The sequence below is a fragment of the Methylosinus sp. is20ea genome (genome assembly GCF_059718135.1).
Genome location: NZ_AP046090.1, coordinates 101,774 through 120,355 on the forward strand (window position 1 = coordinate 101,774; position 18,582 = coordinate 120,355).

Sequence of the window (18,582 nt, forward strand, 5' to 3'; positions counted from 1 at the left end):
CGCGAGCGGGAAGACAATTCACCGCGGGCGCATCCCCGCTCTCGCGCCGCCGCGTCCGGGGGGCCTCCTTCCCGGTTGAGCGAGCGTGTTTGCTCAATGGCACGCGGGTTCGATCGCGTCCTTGCCGCCCATCCGCGCCGGACAGGCAGCGAGACGTTCGATCATCCAGCGGCCCGCCGGTCCCGGCGGATCGGACGCCCGATAGACGACGGACATCGGCAAAGCGAGCCCGCCGGAAGGTATGTCCTCGATCGCAAGCTCGACCAGCCGGCCGGCGTCGAGATCGGATTGGACGGTATGACGAGGCATCCCGCCCCAGCCCAGTCCGTTCAATAGAAACGCGTGCTTGGCGAAGAGATCGGCGAGGCGCCAAATGGTCGGCGCCATGACTCCGAACTCACGCCCGGCCGTCAAGGCGGACCGATCGGTCAGGACCAGCTGGACGTGCCGGGCCAGCTCCTCCTTCGGAATGACGCCCTTCCAAGCGGCCAACGGGTGGTTCGCTGCGGCGACCATCATCAAGCGCACGAGGGTCAGGCGCTCGGCGACGAGCCCGCCGGGCAGCATCGGCAAGGGTCCGGCAATGCCGAAGCTCGCGCGTCCGTCGATCACCGGCTCCACCGACGCGCCGAGCGCCTCGACATAGAGCCGCAGCGGCGTGCGGGGAAACTGCTCGCGGAATTGGGTCGCGGCCCCGGCTAGAGCCTCGATCGGAAAAAAGACATCGACCGCGATCGCCAGCTCGGCCTCGATCCCGGCGGCCATGCCTTTGGCGCGGGCCTTCAGGCCATCGACGCCGGAGAGGACCAAGCGCGCATCGGCGACGAGGACAGCGCCTTCGCTCGTCAGCCGGGGATAACGGCCGCTGCGATCGAACAAGGAGACCCCCAGATGCGTCTCCAAGCTGCCGATCGCTTCGCTGATGGCCGATTGGGTGCGCGACAGCCGCCGCCCCGCGGCGGAAAAGCTGCCCTCGTCCACAGCGGCGAGGAAAGCGCGCAATTGATCCAGAGAGAGCCCGTCCAGCATAGCGCGCCTCCAATCCATCGGATTATCCGATGGTAAGTATAAATATATGCCGGCTTCTCCTGTTCATGCAACTATGCGACTTACACACTCGATGTTTCGCGCTCTGAAAAACCTCTTCGCTCGCAAAGCTATGACGCCTCACGCAGGCGGCCCGGAGGAGTTCCCAATGACGACGATCCTGCACATCGATTCCAGCATCCTCGGCGGATATTCCGTCAGCCGCGCGCTCACGGCGGAGGTCGTGGCGAAAGAGCTGGCCCTTCATCCGGGCGCGCGAGTGATCCGCCGCGACCTCGTCGCCGAGCCGGCGCTCCATCTCTCGGATGCGCATATTGCGGTCTTCCAGGGTGGCGAAGTGACGAGCGCGGCCCTCGGCCAGGATCTCGCGCTCGGCGGCGCCTATATCGACGATCTCTTCGCCGCTGACATCATCGTGATCGGCGCGCCCATGTATAATTTCTCGGTCCCCTCGCAGCTCAAGGGCTGGATCGACCGTGTCTGCGTCGCCGGCCGCACCTTCCAATACGGCGCCGATGGTCCGCAAGGATTGCTGCCGAAGAGCAAGAAGGTCTTCATCGCCTCGACGCGGGGCGGCGTCTACACCGGCGACAGCCCGGCCGCCGCGCTCGAACATCACGAAAGCTATCTGCGCGGCGTTCTCGGCTTCATCGGCCTGACCGATGTCACCATCATCCGCGCCGAAGGTCTCAATCTCGGCGAAGAGCCGAAAGCGGCCGCCATCGCCGGGGCGAAAGCCCAAATCGCTTCGCTCGCGGCCTGATCCCGCGGCGACGCCCCTTCCCCTCTCGCCGAACCTCTGGAGCTCTATCGACATGAATCAAACTAACGCCTCCGATCCAACCAACTCCTTCGCCCTTGTCGGCCGTCTGCTGATCGCCGCGCTCTTCATCCTCGGTGGTCTCGGCAAGCTCGCTTCCCCCGAGGCCACGCAAGGCTATATCGCCTCGGTCGGATTGCCCGCCCCGCTTCTCGGTCTGGCATTCGCGGTCATCGTCGAAGCCGGCGGCGGCCTCCTTCTGCTCGTCGGATACAGAGCGCGACTCGTCAGCCTGGTTCTGGCGGCCTTCACGCTCATTTTGGCTGTGCTCTTCCATAAGAATTTCGCCGATCAAAACCAGATGATCCACTTTCTGAAAAACATCGCCATCGTCGGCGGCCTTCTTCAGATCGCCGCCTTCGGCGCCGGCTCGTTCAGCCTGGACGGCCGCCGCCTCCGAGCCTGATCATGCGCTCGGCGTCGAGAAGGCTTCTCTCCTACTCGACGCCGTCGACGGCCTTTTGTCGAAGGGCGCCGCGAGCACGTGGCGCGTACTCCCGTCTGATTCTCTAGAGCGGTTTCCTGTCTGACTGAATCGGAGAGGATTCTCGAATCGGGCGTATTCTGATTCAACATGAGCGTTGGCGAAGGAGGCCTACGCACATGGCCGCCCACCACGCGCGCTGGTTTCGAGGCGATGTGCTCGCGCCATGGCGTCCCACTATCGAGATCATCAGCCGCGATCGCGCCGGGCTCTATGCAAAGGCGCGCCTCTCCCAGTCTCCAAAGTTTTGCTTAACGCTCCGAGAGCGCGGCGTTCCAGCCACCTCCGAGCGCTTTCATCAGATTCGCGCTCGCTGCGAGCCGGCTCTGCCGAATTTGCAACGCGGTCTCTTGATTGGCGAGCGCGGCGGCTTGCGCCGTGACAACTGCCGTATAGGCCGAGGCGCCCGCTTTATATTGATTGAGCGAGATCTCCACCGCGCGCCGCGCGACTCGAACCGCTTCCGCCTGCGCCGCGGCTTGTCGCGCGAGGATGCGAAGATTTGACAGTTGATCCTCCACCGCCTGAAAGGCCGCGAGCACGGTCTGACGATAATTGGCGACGCTCTGCTCATGTGCCGCTCGGGCGGCGTCGACCGTCGCCTCGCGCGCGCCGCCGTCGATCAGCAGCCGACTGCCGCTCGCCGCCAGCGACCAGGCGGCGTTGCTGGCCGAGACGAGCGGCGGAGCGCCGGCATAGCCGGCGGCGGCGGTGAGGTCGATTGTGGGGAAATACGCTGCGATTGCGACGCCGATCAACGCATTCTGTTGCTGCATCTTGCGTTCCGCCTCGGCGATATCCGGCCGACGCTCGAGCAGCGACGACGGAAGCGCGGCAGGAGGCGTCGGGACGGCGAGCGGCAGCTCCCCGCGCGGAATCGACAGGGCGGAAGGAGGCTTGCCGATCAGCAGGGCGATCGCATGCTCATATTGGGCGCGCAAGACTTCCGCGCCGATCGCCGAGGCGCGCGTCGTCTCGAGCTGGGTCTGCGCGGTGATCACATCCGACTGCGAGGCGACGCCAGCTGCATATTGGTTCTGCGTGATCGTCAGGCTCCGCTCATAGGCCTTCACCGTGTCGTTCAGCAGCCGCGCCAGCGAGTCCTGGTAGCGCAGCGCGAAGTAATCGGTGACGAGCGTCGCTTGCGCGGAAAGCGTCAGATCGGCGAGTTCCGCGGCGCTCGCTCCCGCGCCCGCTTCGGCGCTCTCGATCTGCTGGCGGATCTTTCCCCAGAGATCGATCTCCCAGCTCGCCGTGGCTTGCGCATTCTGTGTCTTGGCGATCGATCCGGAACTGCGCGCGCGCGTCGAAGACACGCTGGTCGACACACTCGGGAATAGGCTCGACCGATCCTCCCGCGCCACGGCGAGGGCTTGGCGATAGGCCGCCTCATAGGCCTTCAAATTCTGATTGTCGATCGCGACCTGTGGAACGAGCGCCTCAAGGATCGGGTCCTCGAACACGCGCCACCAAGAGCCGCGATCGGCGCCGTCGGCCGGCTCGGCGAATTTCCAGCCTTTCGGCGCCTCTTTGAATGCGCCTGGCGTGACGACCTCTGGCCGCACATAATCGGGACCGATCATCAAACAGCCCTGAAGCGACATGACGGCGCCGCAGAGCCCGAAAAACATAGATGGGCTCCTCATTCCGCGAGCTCCGCGACGCTCGATCCCGGAAAGGCGCGACGCCAGAGCCGGCGCGACCACAGCGAAAGCCGATCGAGATAGAGATAGACGACGGGAGTCGTATAGAGCGTCAGAAATTGGCTGACGATCAGCCCACCGATGATCGAGACGCCGAGCGGACGCCGCAGCTCCGCCCCGACGCCGTGATCGAGCACGAGCGGCACTGCGCCGAGCAGAGCGGCGAAAGTCGTCATCATGATGGGACGGAAGCGCGCGAGGCAGGCGCGATGAACCGCTTCGGCCGGCGACAGCCCATCCTCGCGCTCGGCTTGCAGAGCGAAATCGACGATCATTATCGCGTTCTTCTTGACGATGCCGATCAGCAGGAACACGCCGATGAGCGCGATGACGCTGAAATCCGCGCCGGCGAGGATCAATGCGAGCACGGCGCCGACGCCCGCGGAGGGAAGCGTCGAAAGGATCGTCAGCGGATGCACATAGCTCTCGTAGAGAATTCCGAGCACGGCATAAACGGCGAGGAGCGCCGATCCGATCAATAGAGGCATGGTTCCGATGAGCGATTGGGACGCGCCGGCAGAGCCGCCGAAGGCGCCGTGGATCGCGTTCGGCAGATGAATGTCGCCGACCGCCTTGTCGACTGCCGCGGTCGCGTCGGCGAGCGTCGCGCCCGGCGCGAGATTGAATGAGATCGTCGCTGCGGCGGCCTGGCCCTGGTGGTTGATCTGGACAGGCGTCGTCGACGGCTCGAGACGCGCGAAGGCGGTGATCGGAATCATGGCTGCGCGGCTGGAGCTGACGGCGGCGGCGCTCGACGCACGGCCGCCGCTGCTCGTAGCGATCGAATTCGTCGCCTTGTTGCGCGCCGAGGCGATCGCGGAGGTCGGCTGCGAGGAAGCGACGGAGACGGTTCCGTAGGTGGCGTTGGTGGAGGTGGTTCCGCTCGCGGTCGCTCCCGAGGTGCTGACATAGATTTGCTCGAGCGAGGAAGGGTCCTGCAGATATCGCGGCGCGATTCCCATGACGACGTGATATTGATTTTGTTCCTGGTAGATGGTCGATACCTGCCGCTGTCCGAAGGCGTCGTAGAGCGTCGCGTCGATGATGTCTGGCGTCACGCCATAGCGCGCCGCTGTCGCGCGATCGATCACCACCTTGGTTTCGAGGCCGCCGATCTGTTGATCGGATGTGACGTCGACGAGCGCTGGTTGCTGCTTCATCGCCGCATAGAGCTTCGGCGCCCAGCTCCGAAGGACGACGGCGTCGTCGGAGAGCAGCGTGTATTGGAATTGCGCGAAGCTCATGCGGCCGCCGAGAAACAGCTCCTGCCGTGGAAACATCATCACATCGGCGCCGGGAATAGCCGCGAGCTTGGGGCGCAATCGCGCCATGACCGCGAAGGCCGAGTCCAGCCGCTCTTCGAGCGGCTTGAGCGTGGTGAACATTCGCGCTTGATTGACGGCGCCGTCGCCGATGGAGGCAGTCACCGTCTCGACGGCGGGATCGGCCCGCATGATCGCGAGCGTCTGCTCGACCTCGAGACGCATCGCCTCGAAGGAGATGCTCTGATCGGCGCGGACCCCGCCCATCATCAATCCGCCGTCCTCGAGCGGAAAGAGGCTCTTCGGCGCCACGGCGAAAAGGAAAATGTTGAAGCCCGCAGTGAGAAACAAAGAGAAGAGGACGAGGCGCGGATGGGCGAGCGCGCCGCGCAGAGAAAGGTCATAACTGCGACGCAGGCCGTCGAGCGGGGCTCCGGTCGCACGCGCGAGACGGCCTGCGGGGCGGTCTTCCTTTCCCGCGAGGAAGAGCGCGCATAGCATCGGCGTCGTCGTGAGCGCGAGCAGCAGGGACACGCCGATCGCGATCGACAGCACGATGGCGAATTCCCGGAACAATCGACCGACGAGGCCGCCCATGAGAAGGATCGGCAGAAACACGGCGACGAGAGAGACGCTCATCGAGACCACGGTGAAGCTCACTTCGCCGGCCCCGCGAATGGCGGCCTCTATGCGCGAGGCGCCGGCCTCCCTGTGCCACGCGATATTCTCGAGGACGACGATCGAATCGTCGACGACGAAGCCGGTGGCGATCGTCAGCGCCATCAACGAGAGATCGTCGAGACTGTAATCACAAAATTTCATCACGGCGAAGGACCCGAGGATCGACACGGGCACGGTCACGGCGGGGATGAGTGTCGCCTGCGCGCTGCGCAGAAAGACGAAGACGACGAGCACGACGAGCGCCACTGCGATAATGAGCGATTGTTCGGCATGAGCGAGCGACGAGCGTATGGTGACGCTGCGGTCGCCGGAGAGGCTCAGCTCTATATCGCCGGGCAAAGCGGCGCGCAGCTGCGGCAGCAAGCTCTTCACGTGATCGACGATCTCGACGATATTGCCGCCCGGCTGCTTGAACAGGATCAGCACGACTGCCGATTTGTCGTTGACATAGCTGATATTGCGCACATTCTCGACAGAGTCTTCGACTTTTGCGATATCGTGCAGAAGCACGGGCCGGCCGTCGCGATAGGCGACGACGAGATCGGCATAGTCGCGAGCGTGTGTGGCCTGATCATTCGCATAGAGCTGGAAACGGCGCTCGCCCTCGTCGATCGCGCCTTTGGCGCTATTGGCGTTCGCGGCCGAGAGCGCAGCCCGGATTTCCTCCATGGCGATCCCGTAATCGAACAGAGCGCGGGGATCGAGATCGACGCGCACGGCCGGGAGGGAGCTACCTCCGACATCGATATTGCCGATACCGTCGACCTGGAGAAGACGCTGCTGAAGAACAGTCGCCGCGCTGTCGTAGAGCTGACCGGGCATGAGCGTCTTGGAGGTGAGCGCCAGGATCAGGATCGGCGCCTCGGCAGGATTGAATCGGCGATAGGTCGGCTTGGCGCGCAGCGCTGTCGGAAGATCGACGCGCGCGGCGTTGATCGCGGCCTCGACATCGCGCGCCGCGCCATTGATGTCGCGATCGAGACCGAACTGAAGAATGACTCGCGTCGAGCCGACGGCGTTCTCGGACGTCATTTCGGCGACGTCGGCGATCTGGCCGAGTCGCCGTTCGAGCGGCGCCGCCACAGTGGCCGCCATCGTCTCCGGGCTCGCGCCCGGCATTTGCGCCTGCACCATTATGGTCGGGAAGTCGACCTTGGGAAGCGGCGCGACGGCCAGAGTGCCGAAGGCGAGCAGCCCGGAGACGGCGATCGCGAGCGTGAGCAGCGTCGTCGCGACGGGACGGCCGACGAAGAGGGCCGCCATGCTCATGTGAGGCTCTCCCGCCGCTCGGCGCCGAAACGTCCTCGCAATCGCACGGCCAATCGATCGAAGGCGAGATAGACGGCGGGCGTCGTGAAGAGGGTCAGCAATTGACTGACGGCGAGGCCGCCGATCATGGCGACGCCGAGCGGCTGGCGCAGCTCCGAGCCATTGCCAGAGCCGAGCGCCATAGGCGCGGCGGAGATCAGCGCAACCATCGTCGTCATCAGGATCGGCCGGAAGCGCAGAAGGCAGGCGCGGCGGATGGCCTCGCGCGGCGGCAGGCCCTCGTCGCGCTCGGCGACGAGGGCGAAATCGATCATCATGATCGCATTCTTTTTGACGATGCCGATCAGGAGAATGATGGCGATGACGTCGAGATCGGAGCCGGTGATCGCCATGGCCAGCAGCGCGCCGAGGGCGGCGGAAGGGAGAGTGGAAAGGATCGTCAGAGGATGGACGAAGCTCTCATAGAGCACGCCGAGCACGACATACATGACCAGAACGGCGGCGAGCACCAGATAGAATTCATTGGTCAAGGAAGATCGGAAGGCGGCGGTCGCGCCTTGAAAATACGTCCCGAAGCTCGTCGGCAAGCCGATCGCGCGCTCGGCGTTCTCGACCGCCGTGATCGCCTCGCCCAACGACGCACCGCTCGCGAGATTGAAGGAGATCGTCGTCGCCGGAAATTGCGAAAAATGTCCGATCAGGACCGGCTTGCGGCCGACGACGACGTGCGCGATGGCGGAGAGCGGCGCCTGTTCGCTGGTCGCCGTCGCCGTCGCCGAGGGCAGATAGATGGAATCGAAAGTGTCGAGTCCGCGACGAAGGTCGGGATCGGCCTCGAGAATGACGCGCATCTGGTTAGCTTGCGTGAAGATCGTGCTGACGATGCGCTGGCCGAAACTGTCGTAGAGCGCGTTGTCGATCGTCGCCAGAGTGATGCCGAAGCGCGCCGCCGTCGCGCGATCGACCTCGATCATCGCAGCGAGGCCGTCGTCCTGGAGGTCGCTGGTGACGTCCACCAGCCCGGAGGCCTTGCGAAGCTCGGTGACGAGCTTCGGCGTCCAGGCGCCGAGCTCGGTCGACGAGGGGTTGTCGAGAATGAATTGATATTGCGTCGCGCTGACCTCGGTCTCCACGGTGAGGTCCTGCGCCGGTTGCATGTAGAGGGCGACGCCGGCGACCTTGGCGACATGCGCTTGAATGCGGTGGATGATCTGGCGCGCCGAGAGGCGCCGCTCGGACTTGGGACGCAGAATGATCTGCATGCGGCCCCTGTTGAGCGTCGTGTTGTCGCCGTCGATCCCGATGAAGGAGGATAGGCCGGCGACATCCTCGTCTTCAAGGACCGCCTTGGCGAGATCCGTCTGCAGCTCGCTCATGCGTGCGAAGGAGATGGACTGCGCCGCCTCGGTGACGCCTTGGATGACGCCCGTGTCCTGTACCGGAAAGAACCCCTTCGGCACCACGAGAGCGAGCGCGGCCGTCAGGGCGAGAGTGGCGACCGCAACGGCGAGCGTCGCATTCTGATGATCGAGGGAGACAGCGAGCGCTCGGTCGTAACCGGCGAGCAGAGAATCGAACCATCCACGGCCGCCGGCGCGCGCTTCTGACTGCATGGGCCGCTCGCGCAAGAGCCGCGCGCACATCATCGGGACGAAAGTCAAGGACACGACGGCCGAAATGACGATCGCCGAGGCGAGCGTCACCGAGAGCTCATAGAACAAACGGCCGATCATGTCGCTCATGAAGAAAAGTGGGATCAGCACGGCGAGTAACGAGACGGTCAAGGAGACGATGGTAAAGGCGATCTCTCGCGAGCCTTTCAGCGCCGCGTCGAAGGGGCGCATGCCGGCTTCTATGTGACGGCTGATGTTCTCGATGACGACGATCGCATCGTCGACGACAAAGCCCGTCGCTATGGTCAGCGCCATCAAGGAGAGATTGTCGAGGCTGAATCGCCACAGATACATTGCGGCGAATCCTCCGACGAGCGAAAGCGGAACCGAAAGGCTCGGAATGAGGGTCGCGCGCAGATTGCGCAAGAATAGGAAGATCACCATCACGACGAGGGCGATCGCAAGGGCGAGCTCGAATTCGACGTCAGCGATCGAGGCGCGTATCGTGGTGGTGCGATCGATCAGAACCTCCGCTCGGATCGAGGAAGGGAGACCGGCCGTCAGCCGCGGCAGCAACGCTTTGACTGCGTCGACGACATCGATGACATTGGCGCCGGGCTGGCGTTGGACGTTGAGCAGAATCGCCGGCGTCGTATTCGCCCAGGCGCGCAGCTGCGTGTTCTCGGCGTCCCGCTCGACCTTCGCGACATCTGCGAGCCTGACCGGACGGCCGTTCTTATAGGCGATCACCGAATCGAGATAATCGCGCGGATCCTGAATCTGATCGTTGGCGTCGATCGTATAGGAGCGATGCGGTCCGTCGAGCGTGCCCTTCGGCGTGTTGACATTGATATTGCCGAGCGTCGTGCGTAGATCGTCGATGTTGAGCCCAAGCGCCGACAAGGCGCGAATATTAGCGCGCACGCGGACTGCCGGCTTGTGGCCGCCCGCGAGCGTCACCAGGCCGACGCCGGTGAGCTGCGAGATTTTTTGCGCGAGCCGCGTGTCTGCGAGAGTCTGGAGCTCGATCAGCGGCGTCGTCGGCGAGGTCACGGCGATGACGAGAATCGGAGCGTCGGCCGGATTGATCTTGGCGTAGACAGGCGGCGTGGGGAGATCGCTCGGCAACAAATTCGTCGCAGCGTTGATCGCCGCCTGCACCTCCTGCTCGGCGATATCGAGCGACAGCGACAGATCGAATTGCAGCGTGATGACGGAGGCGCCGGCCGAGGACTTCGAGGACATCTGCCGCAGACTCGCCATCTGCCCCAGCTGCTTCTCGAGCGGCGCCGTGACGGCGGAGGTCATGACCTCCGGACTGGCACCCGGATAGAAGGTCTGAACCTGGATCGTCGGATATTCGACGGTCGGAAGCGCAGAGAGGGGAAGATAGCGCCAGGCGACGACGCCGACGAAGAGCAAGGCCATCATGAGGAGTGTCGTCGCCACCGGCCGCAGAATGAACAAGCGCGACGGATTCATGGGAGCGCCTGACCCAAGCGCGCCGACTGCGCGCCGGGGATGCGAATTTTCGCGCCCTCGCTCAGGCGATCGGCGCCTTCCACGACCACGCGATCGCCCGGCGCTAGACCGGACAGGATCACGATGCTTCCGCCGGCGGTCGCACCGGTCGATATCTTGCGCACGGAAACCGTGTCGTCGGGGTTGACGAGATAGACGAAGGTCCTCGGCGCGCCGGCGCGCACGGCGACCGCGGGCGCGACGATCACGTCGCGCTGAGTGTCGAGCAGCAGCTCGACATTGACGAATTGATTGGGAAACAGCGAGCCGTCGGCGTTTTCGAACAAGGCGCGGAGCTTGACGGTTCCAGTGCTCGTGTCGATCTGATTGTCCACCGCGTCGAGAACGCCGACGGCGAGCTTTTCCGCAAAGGCGCGGTCATAGGCCGTCACTGCCGGGCGCGCGCCTTCGCGCAAACGCTTCATGAGCTTGCGCAAGCTTTCCTCCGGCAAGGTGAAGACGACCGAGATCGGATCGATCTGAGTGACGACCACCAAGCCGTTCGTATCCGCGGGCGTGACATAGTTGCCGAGGTCGGTCTGGCGCAGTCCCACGCGGCCTCGGACCGGCGAAACGATACGACAATAGGCGAGGTTCAGCTTTTGCGCGTCGACCAGCCCCTGGTCGCTGCGCACGATCCCCTCATATTGGCGGACCGTGGCCGCTGCGGTGTCGACCGTCTGCTTGGATGTCGAATCCTGTTTTATCAGACGTTGATAGCGTTGCAGATCGAGACGCGCATTGTCGAGCAGCGCCTGATCCTTCTCGAGCTGCCCTTGGTATTGGGCAAGCGTCGCTTCATAGGGGCGCGGATCGATCTGGACGAGCAGCTCGCCCTTCTCCACCATCTGCCCCTCGTGGAAGTGGATTTCGGTGAGATAGCCGCTGATCTGCGATTTGACAGTCGCCGTCGCGATCGAGGTCAATGTGCCGAGCGATGTGAGAATGATCGGCACATCGCCTTTCGTCACGGTCGCGACCGTGACCGATTGGGCGGATGCGAGGCCCGGGGACCCTACGGGCGGGAGGCCGCCGGGGGCGCCCATGCCGGGGCTTTTCCATGGCGCTCGCAAAAGCACAATCCCCGCGATGACGGCAAACGCCACGACCGGGCTCAGCCACCGGCGAACAGTCTCTCCGATCGCGCGCGCCGGGCGATCGGAAGTTCTGTAGAATGAGAGGCGCTTTTCCATGAGAACAGGCGAAACCCAAGGCCGAGGCGACGCTGCCCGGTCATCGGCGCACATATGAAACCAAGCCTCGGCAGTTCTCAACTAAATGCTTGTTTATTTGATATTTTCACGCAATGTGTCAGTATCGACACAGGTCGAATATTGCCGATCGGCGCTAACGCGCCTATCCATGTGTGTCGCCTCGGCGACCTCGCCGCGCGGTCTCGGGAGTCCGAAGTAGCGTTGAACAAGACCCACAACATCCTCATTGTCGAGGACGATCTCGAGATACGCGATCTTCTCGCCGGCTTTCTGCGAGCCAAGGGCTTCGTCGCCATGGCTTGCGGCAGCTCCGAGGAAGCCGGGCCGATCCTGGCGCGGGAGGAAATCGATCTCGTTCTCCTCGACGTCATGCTGCCGGGCGCGGATGGATTCGAGTTCTGCCGCAGCCTGCGTTCGTCTGGCGGCCCGCGCATCATCATGCTGACGGCGCTTAGCGAGCCGGTCGACAAAGTCGTCGGGTTGGAGCTCGGCGCCGACGATTATGTCGGCAAGCCTTTCGATCTTCGCGAGCTGCTGGCGCGTATTCGCGCCGTGCTTCGCCGTCCTCCGGTCGGCGAACGTTTCGACGCCGAGCTGGTCTTGCGCTTTTCCGGCTATGCCTTCCACCCGCAGCGCCGTTTCCTGCGCTCACCGACCGGCTTGCGCGTGCCACTCACCGGCGCGGAGACGGATCTGCTGCTGGTGTTCTGCCGGAACACGCGCCGAATTCTCTCACGAGAAGAGCTGATAAATCTCTCGCGTGGCGAAGGTTTCGCCATTGCGCCGCGATCTGTCGATCTCCTCGTCAGCCGTCTTCGCCGCAAGCTTTCTGACGACGATCCGTTCACCGACGTCATCCATACGGTGCGCGCGGATGGATACGCCTTCCAGCCGGAAGTCTCGATCGAATGATTCAGCGCTTCTTCGCGACGACGCTCGGTCAGATCATTGCGATCATCGCCGTGTCTTCCGCGACGACCTTCTTTCTCTTCCTCGCCATTCTGTCGACCATCAACACCAATCTCCCTCCGCCGCCGCCATGGCCTTGGCCGAGCGCCTATCGAATCGCGTTCGTCTTCGAGAGCGTCCTCGGAGCGCCGGAGGATGCGCGTTCGGCTATCGTCGCCCGCGCACGCCGAAGTGATTTCGTCGTCCAATTGACGTCCGCGCCCGTCACTTGCGACGGAAACGACAAAGACGCTCAGAATCTCCAATCGGCGCTGCGATCGAAATTCGACCATGCTCTTTCCGAGCCGACTGTCCGCTCTTGCGGCTCCGGCGACCCGGCGACCGATCTTCAAGCGCTGCTACCATTGAATGGACAAACGCTGGAGATCCGAACCGCCAACCCGGGAGTAGACCATTTTCCGTGGCTCACCTTTCCGCTCGTGGGAGCCCTGCTGTTTCTCTGCGTGGCGCTCGCCGCATTGTCCGCTTGGGCCGTTTGGCGCGTCACCGGACCGTTGCGTCGTCTCGCCGACAAGGCCGACGCATTCGGACGCGAGATCACGCTGGAGCCCATCCAGGAAGAGGGGCCGCTCGAAATACGACGCGCGGCGAGAGCCTTCAATCTGATGCAGGAACGCGTCATGCGGTCTATGAGCGATCGCACGCGCATGCTCGCGGCTGTCGGGCATGACCTCAGGACGCCTCTCACGCGCATGCGTCTACAGCTGCAAGCCGGAAAAATGGAAAGTCTCAGAAGCAAGCTTCTGCGCGATGTCGATCTGATGCATTCGATGGTCGCCTCGACACTCTCCTTTCTCAACGGCGCCTTCGACGAAGAAGAGAAGGAATGGCTCGATCTCGGCGCTCTTTTGTCGACCTTGTGTGACGAATTCGAAGAAACGGGAGCCCGGATCGCTTATGAAGGCGGCGCGGACATTCGCTTTTTCTGTCGACCCAACGCGATCAATCGCGCCCTGACCAATCTGATCGAAAATGCCATTCATTTCGGCAATCGCGTCGACGTTTCCGCTTCGACGGACGGAACTCGCATCGTGCTAGACGTGGCCGATGACGGTCCCGGCGTTCCCGCCGGACGCATCGAGGAAATTCTCGAACCTTTCGTTCGCCTCGACCCTTCGCGCTCCGCGCGGCCCGGAAGCGTCGGCCTCGGACTTTCTATCGTCAAAGAAATCGTCGAAGCGCATCGGGGCCGGCTCGACCTCCGCCACCGCGACCCGCACGGCCTCATCGCCAGAATTGTATTTCCGATCTAGGGTCTGTTGGGATTCAGGAATTCCCATTTTTAGCTCGGCGTGATGCAAGCTTTGGATGGATCGATTCGCATTGACGGACGCCCAATGGGCGAAGATGGAGCCGCTTTGCCTCGGCAAGGCCAGCGATCCCGGCCGCAGCGGGAGGGACAACCGACTTTTTGTGGAGGCGGTGTTGTGGATCGCTCGCACAGGAAGCCCCTGGCGCGATCTGCCAGCGCTTTTCGGTAACTGGAGCACCGCATCACGCGTTTTCGTGACTGGGTGAAGGCTGATGTCTGGCAGCGAATGTTCGACGCTGTCTCCGATGAGCCCGACATGGAATACGTTATGGTCGATGCGACGATCGTGAAGGTCCACCGCCATGGCCAGGGCGCAAAAGGGGGACTTCGAGCCAGGCCATAGACAAATCCAAAGGCGGCATGACCACGAAAATTCTGGCGCTCACCGATGCGCTCGGCAATCTCGTGCGCTTTCGTCTGATGCCGGGGCAGCGTTTCGACGCTGTCGATGTGCCGCCGTTGATCGAAGGATTGTCTTTCGCGGCGCTGATCGCCGACAAGGCCTTCGACAGCAACGCCATCATCGCCGACCTCGACGAGCGCGGCGCCAAGGTCGTGATTTCACAACACTCGCGCCGCAGTCAGCCGCGCAAAATCGATCTGGAAATATATAAATGGCGGCATCTGATCGAAAATTTCTTCGGCAAGCTCAAAGAGTTCAAACGCATCGCGATGCGAGCCGACAAGACAGATCAGAGCTTCGGCGCCATGATCCATCTCGCCGCCGCCGTGATAAGCTCACGCTGAATCCCAACAGGCCCTAGTGGGTGCGAGCGCCGCGCGACAGAATTACTTCGCAAAAAGCCATGGCCGCATCGCCCGAGCCGCGACGCCGCCAGGCGCGAAGACCGACAGAAGTCACTATCTCACGGCTGCGTCCAAGCCTCCACGCCATCTTCGGTCAAACGCACCGGAGTCGCTTCCCCTCCGGCGACGTTGAGCGCACAGATCAGCTCCGACTTGCGCTCGGGCGGCGTCATGAACAAGAGGAAGCCTCCTCCACCGGCTCCCGACACCTTACAGGCATAGGCGCCGGTGTCATGCCCGATCTTCAACAGTCGCTCGATGCGATCGTTCGAAATCGTCGCAGCGGTGCTTTTCTTCGACAGCCAAGACCGATTCAACATGTCTCCGAAAGCACATAAATCACCTGCGAGCAATGCGCGCTTCATCGCGAACGCCGCCTCCTTGAGCGACAGCATTGCTTCGACGACGCCAGCGTCCTTCGACACGATTCTGCTGATCTGGGCGTCGATGATCGCGTCGGAATCTCGGGACAGCCCGGTAAAGCAAATCACCAGCGACGCTTCGAGCTCCAGCGAGATATTCCTATGCACGCGCAGCGGATTCACGATCACGCGATCCTGGTCGAAGAATTCGATGAAATTGACCCCTCCGAAGGCGGCGGAATATTGATCCTGCTTGCCGCCTGCGAGCCGAAGCTCTCGACGCTCGATTTCGAACGCCAAATGCGCCAGCTCGTAACGTCCGAGCGGCGCCCCCGCATATTCCCGCATTGCCTCGCACATGGCGACGACCAGCGCGGACGAAGTCCCGAGCCCAGAACCTGCGAGCGCATCCGCCGTCGTCACCATGGTGACGCCTGTAGATCGCGATAGGACGCCATCCTCGAGAAATCGATTGAATACCCCTCTATGGAGCCGCAGACCAAACGAGCTGTCGATCGGCGCGCCGAATGCATGGCTTTCGGTCACCCCCTTGTCGCGCGCGTCGAAGATCACCTTCATATCGTTCCGCGGAGTGACATAGCAATATGCGTAGCGATCTATCGTGCAGTTCAACACCGCGCCGCCATGCAAATCGCAAAATGGCGAAAGATCCGTGCCGCCGCCTCCGAACCCCAGGCGCAATGGCGCGCGCGAACGAATGGTCGACGCTGCCGTCGGCTGGACGCTGCGTATTCCAGGCCGCAGGAGCTCTGAGCCGATAGCGAGAGATTTCATGGCTGACATCCGCTCCCCAGGGTCGATGCCACCAGAGCCTCGAGATTTCGTTCATAGACGGACAAGGAGAAATTCGCCTCGTAATAGGCTCTCACTCCGCTTATCCGTCGCTGGGCTTCCGACGGACTCCGTTCTCGCGCCTTTTCCCGCAGCGCATGGGCGAATGCGTCCGGGTCGTCGGCGACTGTCACCTCTCCGAGAGCCGCGGCGTCATCCTGCATTCCACGTAGAGCGGCGGAGGTCGCGATCATTGGCAATCCGCTCGCCATCGCTTCCAGCGTTTTAATCGACAGGCCGAAGCCCTGGACCATCGGTAGAAGAACGAGGCGAGCCGTTCCATAGACACTTCGGACATCCTCCACGCGTCCGACGAACCAATCGCGATAGCGTGCGAACTCGTCGGGCGCTTCCGATCGCACGCCGCTATCGACATTGCCGACGATTTTGACGTTGATCCCAGCGATCTTTGGCGCAACCTGCCGCAGAAACCAGACGACGCTTTCGACATTGGCGGTATTGTTGCTCGCTACGATGACAATGTCATCGCCGCCCGGGCCAACCGGCGCCTCTGGACCTGCCGGATAGAGGAGAGCATGGCGCTTCTCCGGAAGCAGTTGCGCGAAAGCTTCGTGCTCTTCCACATTCACATGCAAGAGCAGATCGGCGCACCGCATGCTCTCGAGCTCGACTACGAGCATCGAGTCGTAGCTCGCATGTGGACGCAGCCACCCGATCTTCGTATTCATCAGCATGAATTGACGCGCTTGCAAATCGTGACTGTCGAGAAGGATCGGCGAGCGTCCCCGGGAGAGTCGCACGGCGACAGGCATCAAAAAAAAGTGATTGCAGTGCACGAGATCGAACGATCGTCTCTCGAGATCTTTGGAGAACAGTGCTCGTTCCGCAAGAGCCGTGCGGATGATTGCCTGATTGCCATGCGCATAGGGCCAAACGGCGTCGCGAAGGAATTTGGGGTGCAAAACCGTGCGGAGGGGGGCGCCGCCGATGAAGCGCGCCTCGCTTTCGAGCTCCGACGTCGACTCGAGGTAGGACCGCCATATCCAGGAGCGGCCGGGAACGAAACCGGGATCGGTGCTGACCGCGATAGTCGAAACATGTGCGCCCATTGCACGATACGCGGCGATTTGACCGAGGATCGACTGGTAGCTTCCGCAGGAATGCCACGCCGGATGCACCACGGCCACTTCCTTGTCGACGAGTGACGCCGAGTGCGCCGGACGGAAGAAGAAGGACTGGTTCATGCGACTAACATCTCCGCAGCCATTCCCGAGATCGCCTCGACATAAGCATCGAAACCGAACACTCGATCGAAAAAGCGGCGGGTGTCGCTCGTGCAATTCGGCGTGACGCCATCCCCGCTGCTAGCGCGAGCATGAGCGTTCCGAAGCGCAGCGGCGAAGCTCGGCGCATCCGTGGCGACGGTGACGTTGCGAATCTCTTGCAAATCGACATTCAGGCCACGAAATGCAAGCGGCGTCGCAATCAGGGGCGCACCGCTGGAAAGAGCTTCCACCGTCCTGATCGACAGTCCGAACCCTCCCAGTGTGGGCAGCAAAACGCAGGCTGCGCGTTCATAGACCCACTCGATCTCCGGCACGCGTCCCAAAAACAGGTGTCGATATGCGTCGTACAGTCGCTTATCGCGGGCTTTGATCACTTGATCGATATCGCCGACGATGTCGACCGAAACCTCCGGCGCCAGAGGCAGAACTTCCTCCAACAACCATTTGATTCCAAGATAGTTCGGATAGTGCCCGCTCGCGACGGCTATGATCCTCTCGCCCCTTCGCGATTGCGCCGCCGGCGGAACCGCAGGGTAGACGAGCGCATGACGCATTTGCGGCAGCAAGCGCTCGAACAGCTCGCACTCTTCGTAATTGAGATGCACGCAAATGTCCGCTGTTCTCATCCACTCGAGCTCGATAGCGAGAAGCGCGTCGAATCCAATTTGCGGGGAAATAAAGAACCCATCTCGGTTACGCAGCAGGAATTGAGATGCTTGAATGTCATGCGTCTCGAGAGCCACGGGCGCTCGACGTTTTCCTACCAATCGCCGCACGAACGGCAATGTGAAGAAGTGATTGGCGTGAACGAAGTCGATCGTTTCGTCGTCGAGGCCGTTGGGCAATGGCGTCCGCTCGACGAGCTCGATCAGCCAGGACGCTTGGTCCCCGTGGATGAGAGGCCACCATCCGTTTTTGAGCAACGAGAGGCTCGCCAAGCTTCGAGTGGACGGACCGGAACAATAGCGCTCGTCGACCGGCAGATCGTGAGTTTCGCTCAAATACTTCCGCCACCGCTTCCCGCGTGGCGCCTGGGCCGTCGGCGCATCCATCAGAGCGATCGACAGGACGCGCGCGCCAAGCGCGCGATAGGCCAGGGCTTGGGCGCAAATGACGCGATAGGTTCCGCATGACGACCAAGCTGGATGGACGATGGCGACCGTTTTCCCATCGAGCTCCCGGCCGAATGACCGGGTGGGGCTCGGATTGTTCGTTCTCTCGAAGCGCGGCATGTCGTTCAAGAAACCTTCTTTGGAACTGCCACCCGCGCCCCTTTTGCGCTTTTTGCCGGGGAACCGTGTTTCCAAATGATTTCGCATTCGAGTTAAAAGCGACATCTTGTAGAGAGTCGGAAAAGCGCGACATTGTTTCGGGATGCGATCTTAATTTCGCCATATGCAGGACTTTCTGCTTCTACTG

12 protein-coding genes and 1 pseudogene are annotated in these 18,582 nt (G+C 62.5%); 5 read left to right on the forward strand and 8 right to left on the reverse strand.

Features of this window, described 5'->3' with window-relative positions:
- Nucleotides 1–93: 93 nt before the first annotated feature.
- Complete coding sequence (locus AC6IY7_RS19905) at nucleotides 94–1,029, reverse strand: LysR family transcriptional regulator (protein ID WP_497783125.1); 936 nt, start codon at nucleotides 1,027–1,029, stop codon at nucleotides 94–96.
- A gap of 91 nt (nucleotides 1,030–1,120) precedes the next feature.
- On the opposite strand from AC6IY7_RS19905, the gene AC6IY7_RS19910 reads away from it, so the two are divergent.
- Nucleotides 1,121–1,810 carry an FMN-dependent NADH-azoreductase gene (locus AC6IY7_RS19910; protein WP_497783126.1) on the forward strand — a complete coding sequence of 230 codons (690 nt, stop codon included), beginning with the start codon at nucleotides 1,121–1,123 and terminating at the stop codon, nucleotides 1,808–1,810.
- A 52-nt stretch (nucleotides 1,811–1,862) separates the two neighbouring features.
- A complete protein-coding gene (locus tag AC6IY7_RS19915; protein WP_497783127.1) occupies nucleotides 1,863–2,273 on the forward strand; it encodes a DoxX family protein in 411 nt (136 codons plus the stop codon).
- A 329-nt stretch (nucleotides 2,274–2,602) separates the two neighbouring features.
- Here the strand turns inward: AC6IY7_RS19915 and AC6IY7_RS19920 are convergent, their stop codons facing one another.
- From AC6IY7_RS19920 to AC6IY7_RS19935, 4 genes are read right to left on the reverse strand one after another with little or no spacing between them, the layout of a single operon-like run.
- Nucleotides 2,603–3,982, reverse strand: coding sequence for an efflux transporter outer membrane subunit (locus AC6IY7_RS19920; RefSeq protein WP_497783128.1), 1,380 nt, complete (start codon nucleotides 3,980–3,982; stop codon nucleotides 2,603–2,605).
- An 11-nt stretch (nucleotides 3,983–3,993) separates the two neighbouring features.
- Nucleotides 3,994–7,266, reverse strand: coding sequence for an efflux RND transporter permease subunit (locus AC6IY7_RS19925; protein ID WP_497783129.1), 3,273 nt, complete (start codon nucleotides 7,264–7,266; stop codon nucleotides 3,994–3,996).
- On the reverse strand, nucleotides 7,263–10,361 hold the full coding sequence (locus AC6IY7_RS19930; RefSeq protein ID WP_497783130.1) for an efflux RND transporter permease subunit: 3,099 nt from the start codon (nucleotides 10,359–10,361) through the stop codon (nucleotides 7,263–7,265). Before AC6IY7_RS19930 ends, AC6IY7_RS19925 begins: the two co-directional genes overlap by 4 nt.
- Nucleotides 10,358–11,446 (reverse strand): MdtA/MuxA family multidrug efflux RND transporter periplasmic adaptor subunit, encoded by a 1,089-nt coding sequence (locus AC6IY7_RS19935; RefSeq protein ID WP_497783131.1) that lies wholly within the window; start codon nucleotides 11,444–11,446, stop codon nucleotides 10,358–10,360. Before AC6IY7_RS19935 ends, AC6IY7_RS19930 begins: the two co-directional genes overlap by 4 nt.
- A 201-nt stretch (nucleotides 11,447–11,647) precedes the next feature.
- On the opposite strand from AC6IY7_RS19935, the gene AC6IY7_RS19940 reads away from it, so the two are divergent.
- The 3 genes and pseudogenes from AC6IY7_RS19940 to AC6IY7_RS19950 all read left to right on the forward strand — a co-directional run bounded on the left by AC6IY7_RS19940 (nucleotide 11,648) and on the right by AC6IY7_RS19950 (nucleotide 14,642).
- Nucleotides 11,648–12,526: a response regulator gene (locus AC6IY7_RS19940; RefSeq protein ID WP_497783132.1), complete on the forward strand. Its 879-nt coding sequence runs from the start codon at nucleotides 11,648–11,650 to the stop codon at nucleotides 12,524–12,526.
- A complete protein-coding gene (locus AC6IY7_RS19945) occupies nucleotides 12,523–13,836 on the forward strand; it encodes an ATP-binding protein (RefSeq protein WP_497782994.1) in 1,314 nt (437 codons plus the stop codon). Before AC6IY7_RS19940 ends, AC6IY7_RS19945 begins: the two co-directional genes overlap by 4 nt.
- A 55-nt stretch (nucleotides 13,837–13,891) precedes the next feature.
- Nucleotides 13,892–14,642 (forward strand): annotated as a pseudogene (locus AC6IY7_RS19950) (IS5 family transposase).
- A gap of 119 nt (nucleotides 14,643–14,761) precedes the next feature.
- On the opposite strand, the gene AC6IY7_RS19955 reads toward AC6IY7_RS19950, so the two are convergent.
- The 3 genes from AC6IY7_RS19955 to AC6IY7_RS19965 are packed head-to-tail and all read right to left on the reverse strand — an operon-like array spanning nucleotide 14,762 to nucleotide 18,395.
- A complete protein-coding gene (locus tag AC6IY7_RS19955; protein ID WP_497782995.1) occupies nucleotides 14,762–15,868 on the reverse strand; it encodes a GHMP family kinase ATP-binding protein in 1,107 nt (368 codons plus the stop codon).
- Nucleotides 15,856–17,121, reverse strand: a complete 1,266-nt coding sequence (locus AC6IY7_RS19960) for a glycosyltransferase family 4 protein (RefSeq protein WP_497782996.1) — start codon at nucleotides 17,119–17,121, stop codon at nucleotides 15,856–15,858. The genes AC6IY7_RS19955 and AC6IY7_RS19960 overlap by 13 nt, the downstream gene beginning before the upstream one ends.
- The gene (locus AC6IY7_RS19965; RefSeq protein ID WP_497783140.1) at nucleotides 17,118–18,395 is read right to left on the reverse strand and encodes a glycosyltransferase; all 1,278 of its coding nucleotides are present in this window, start codon (nucleotides 18,393–18,395) and stop codon (nucleotides 17,118–17,120) included. Before AC6IY7_RS19965 ends, AC6IY7_RS19960 begins: the two co-directional genes overlap by 4 nt.
- Between the last annotated feature and the right edge of the window lie 187 nt (nucleotides 18,396–18,582).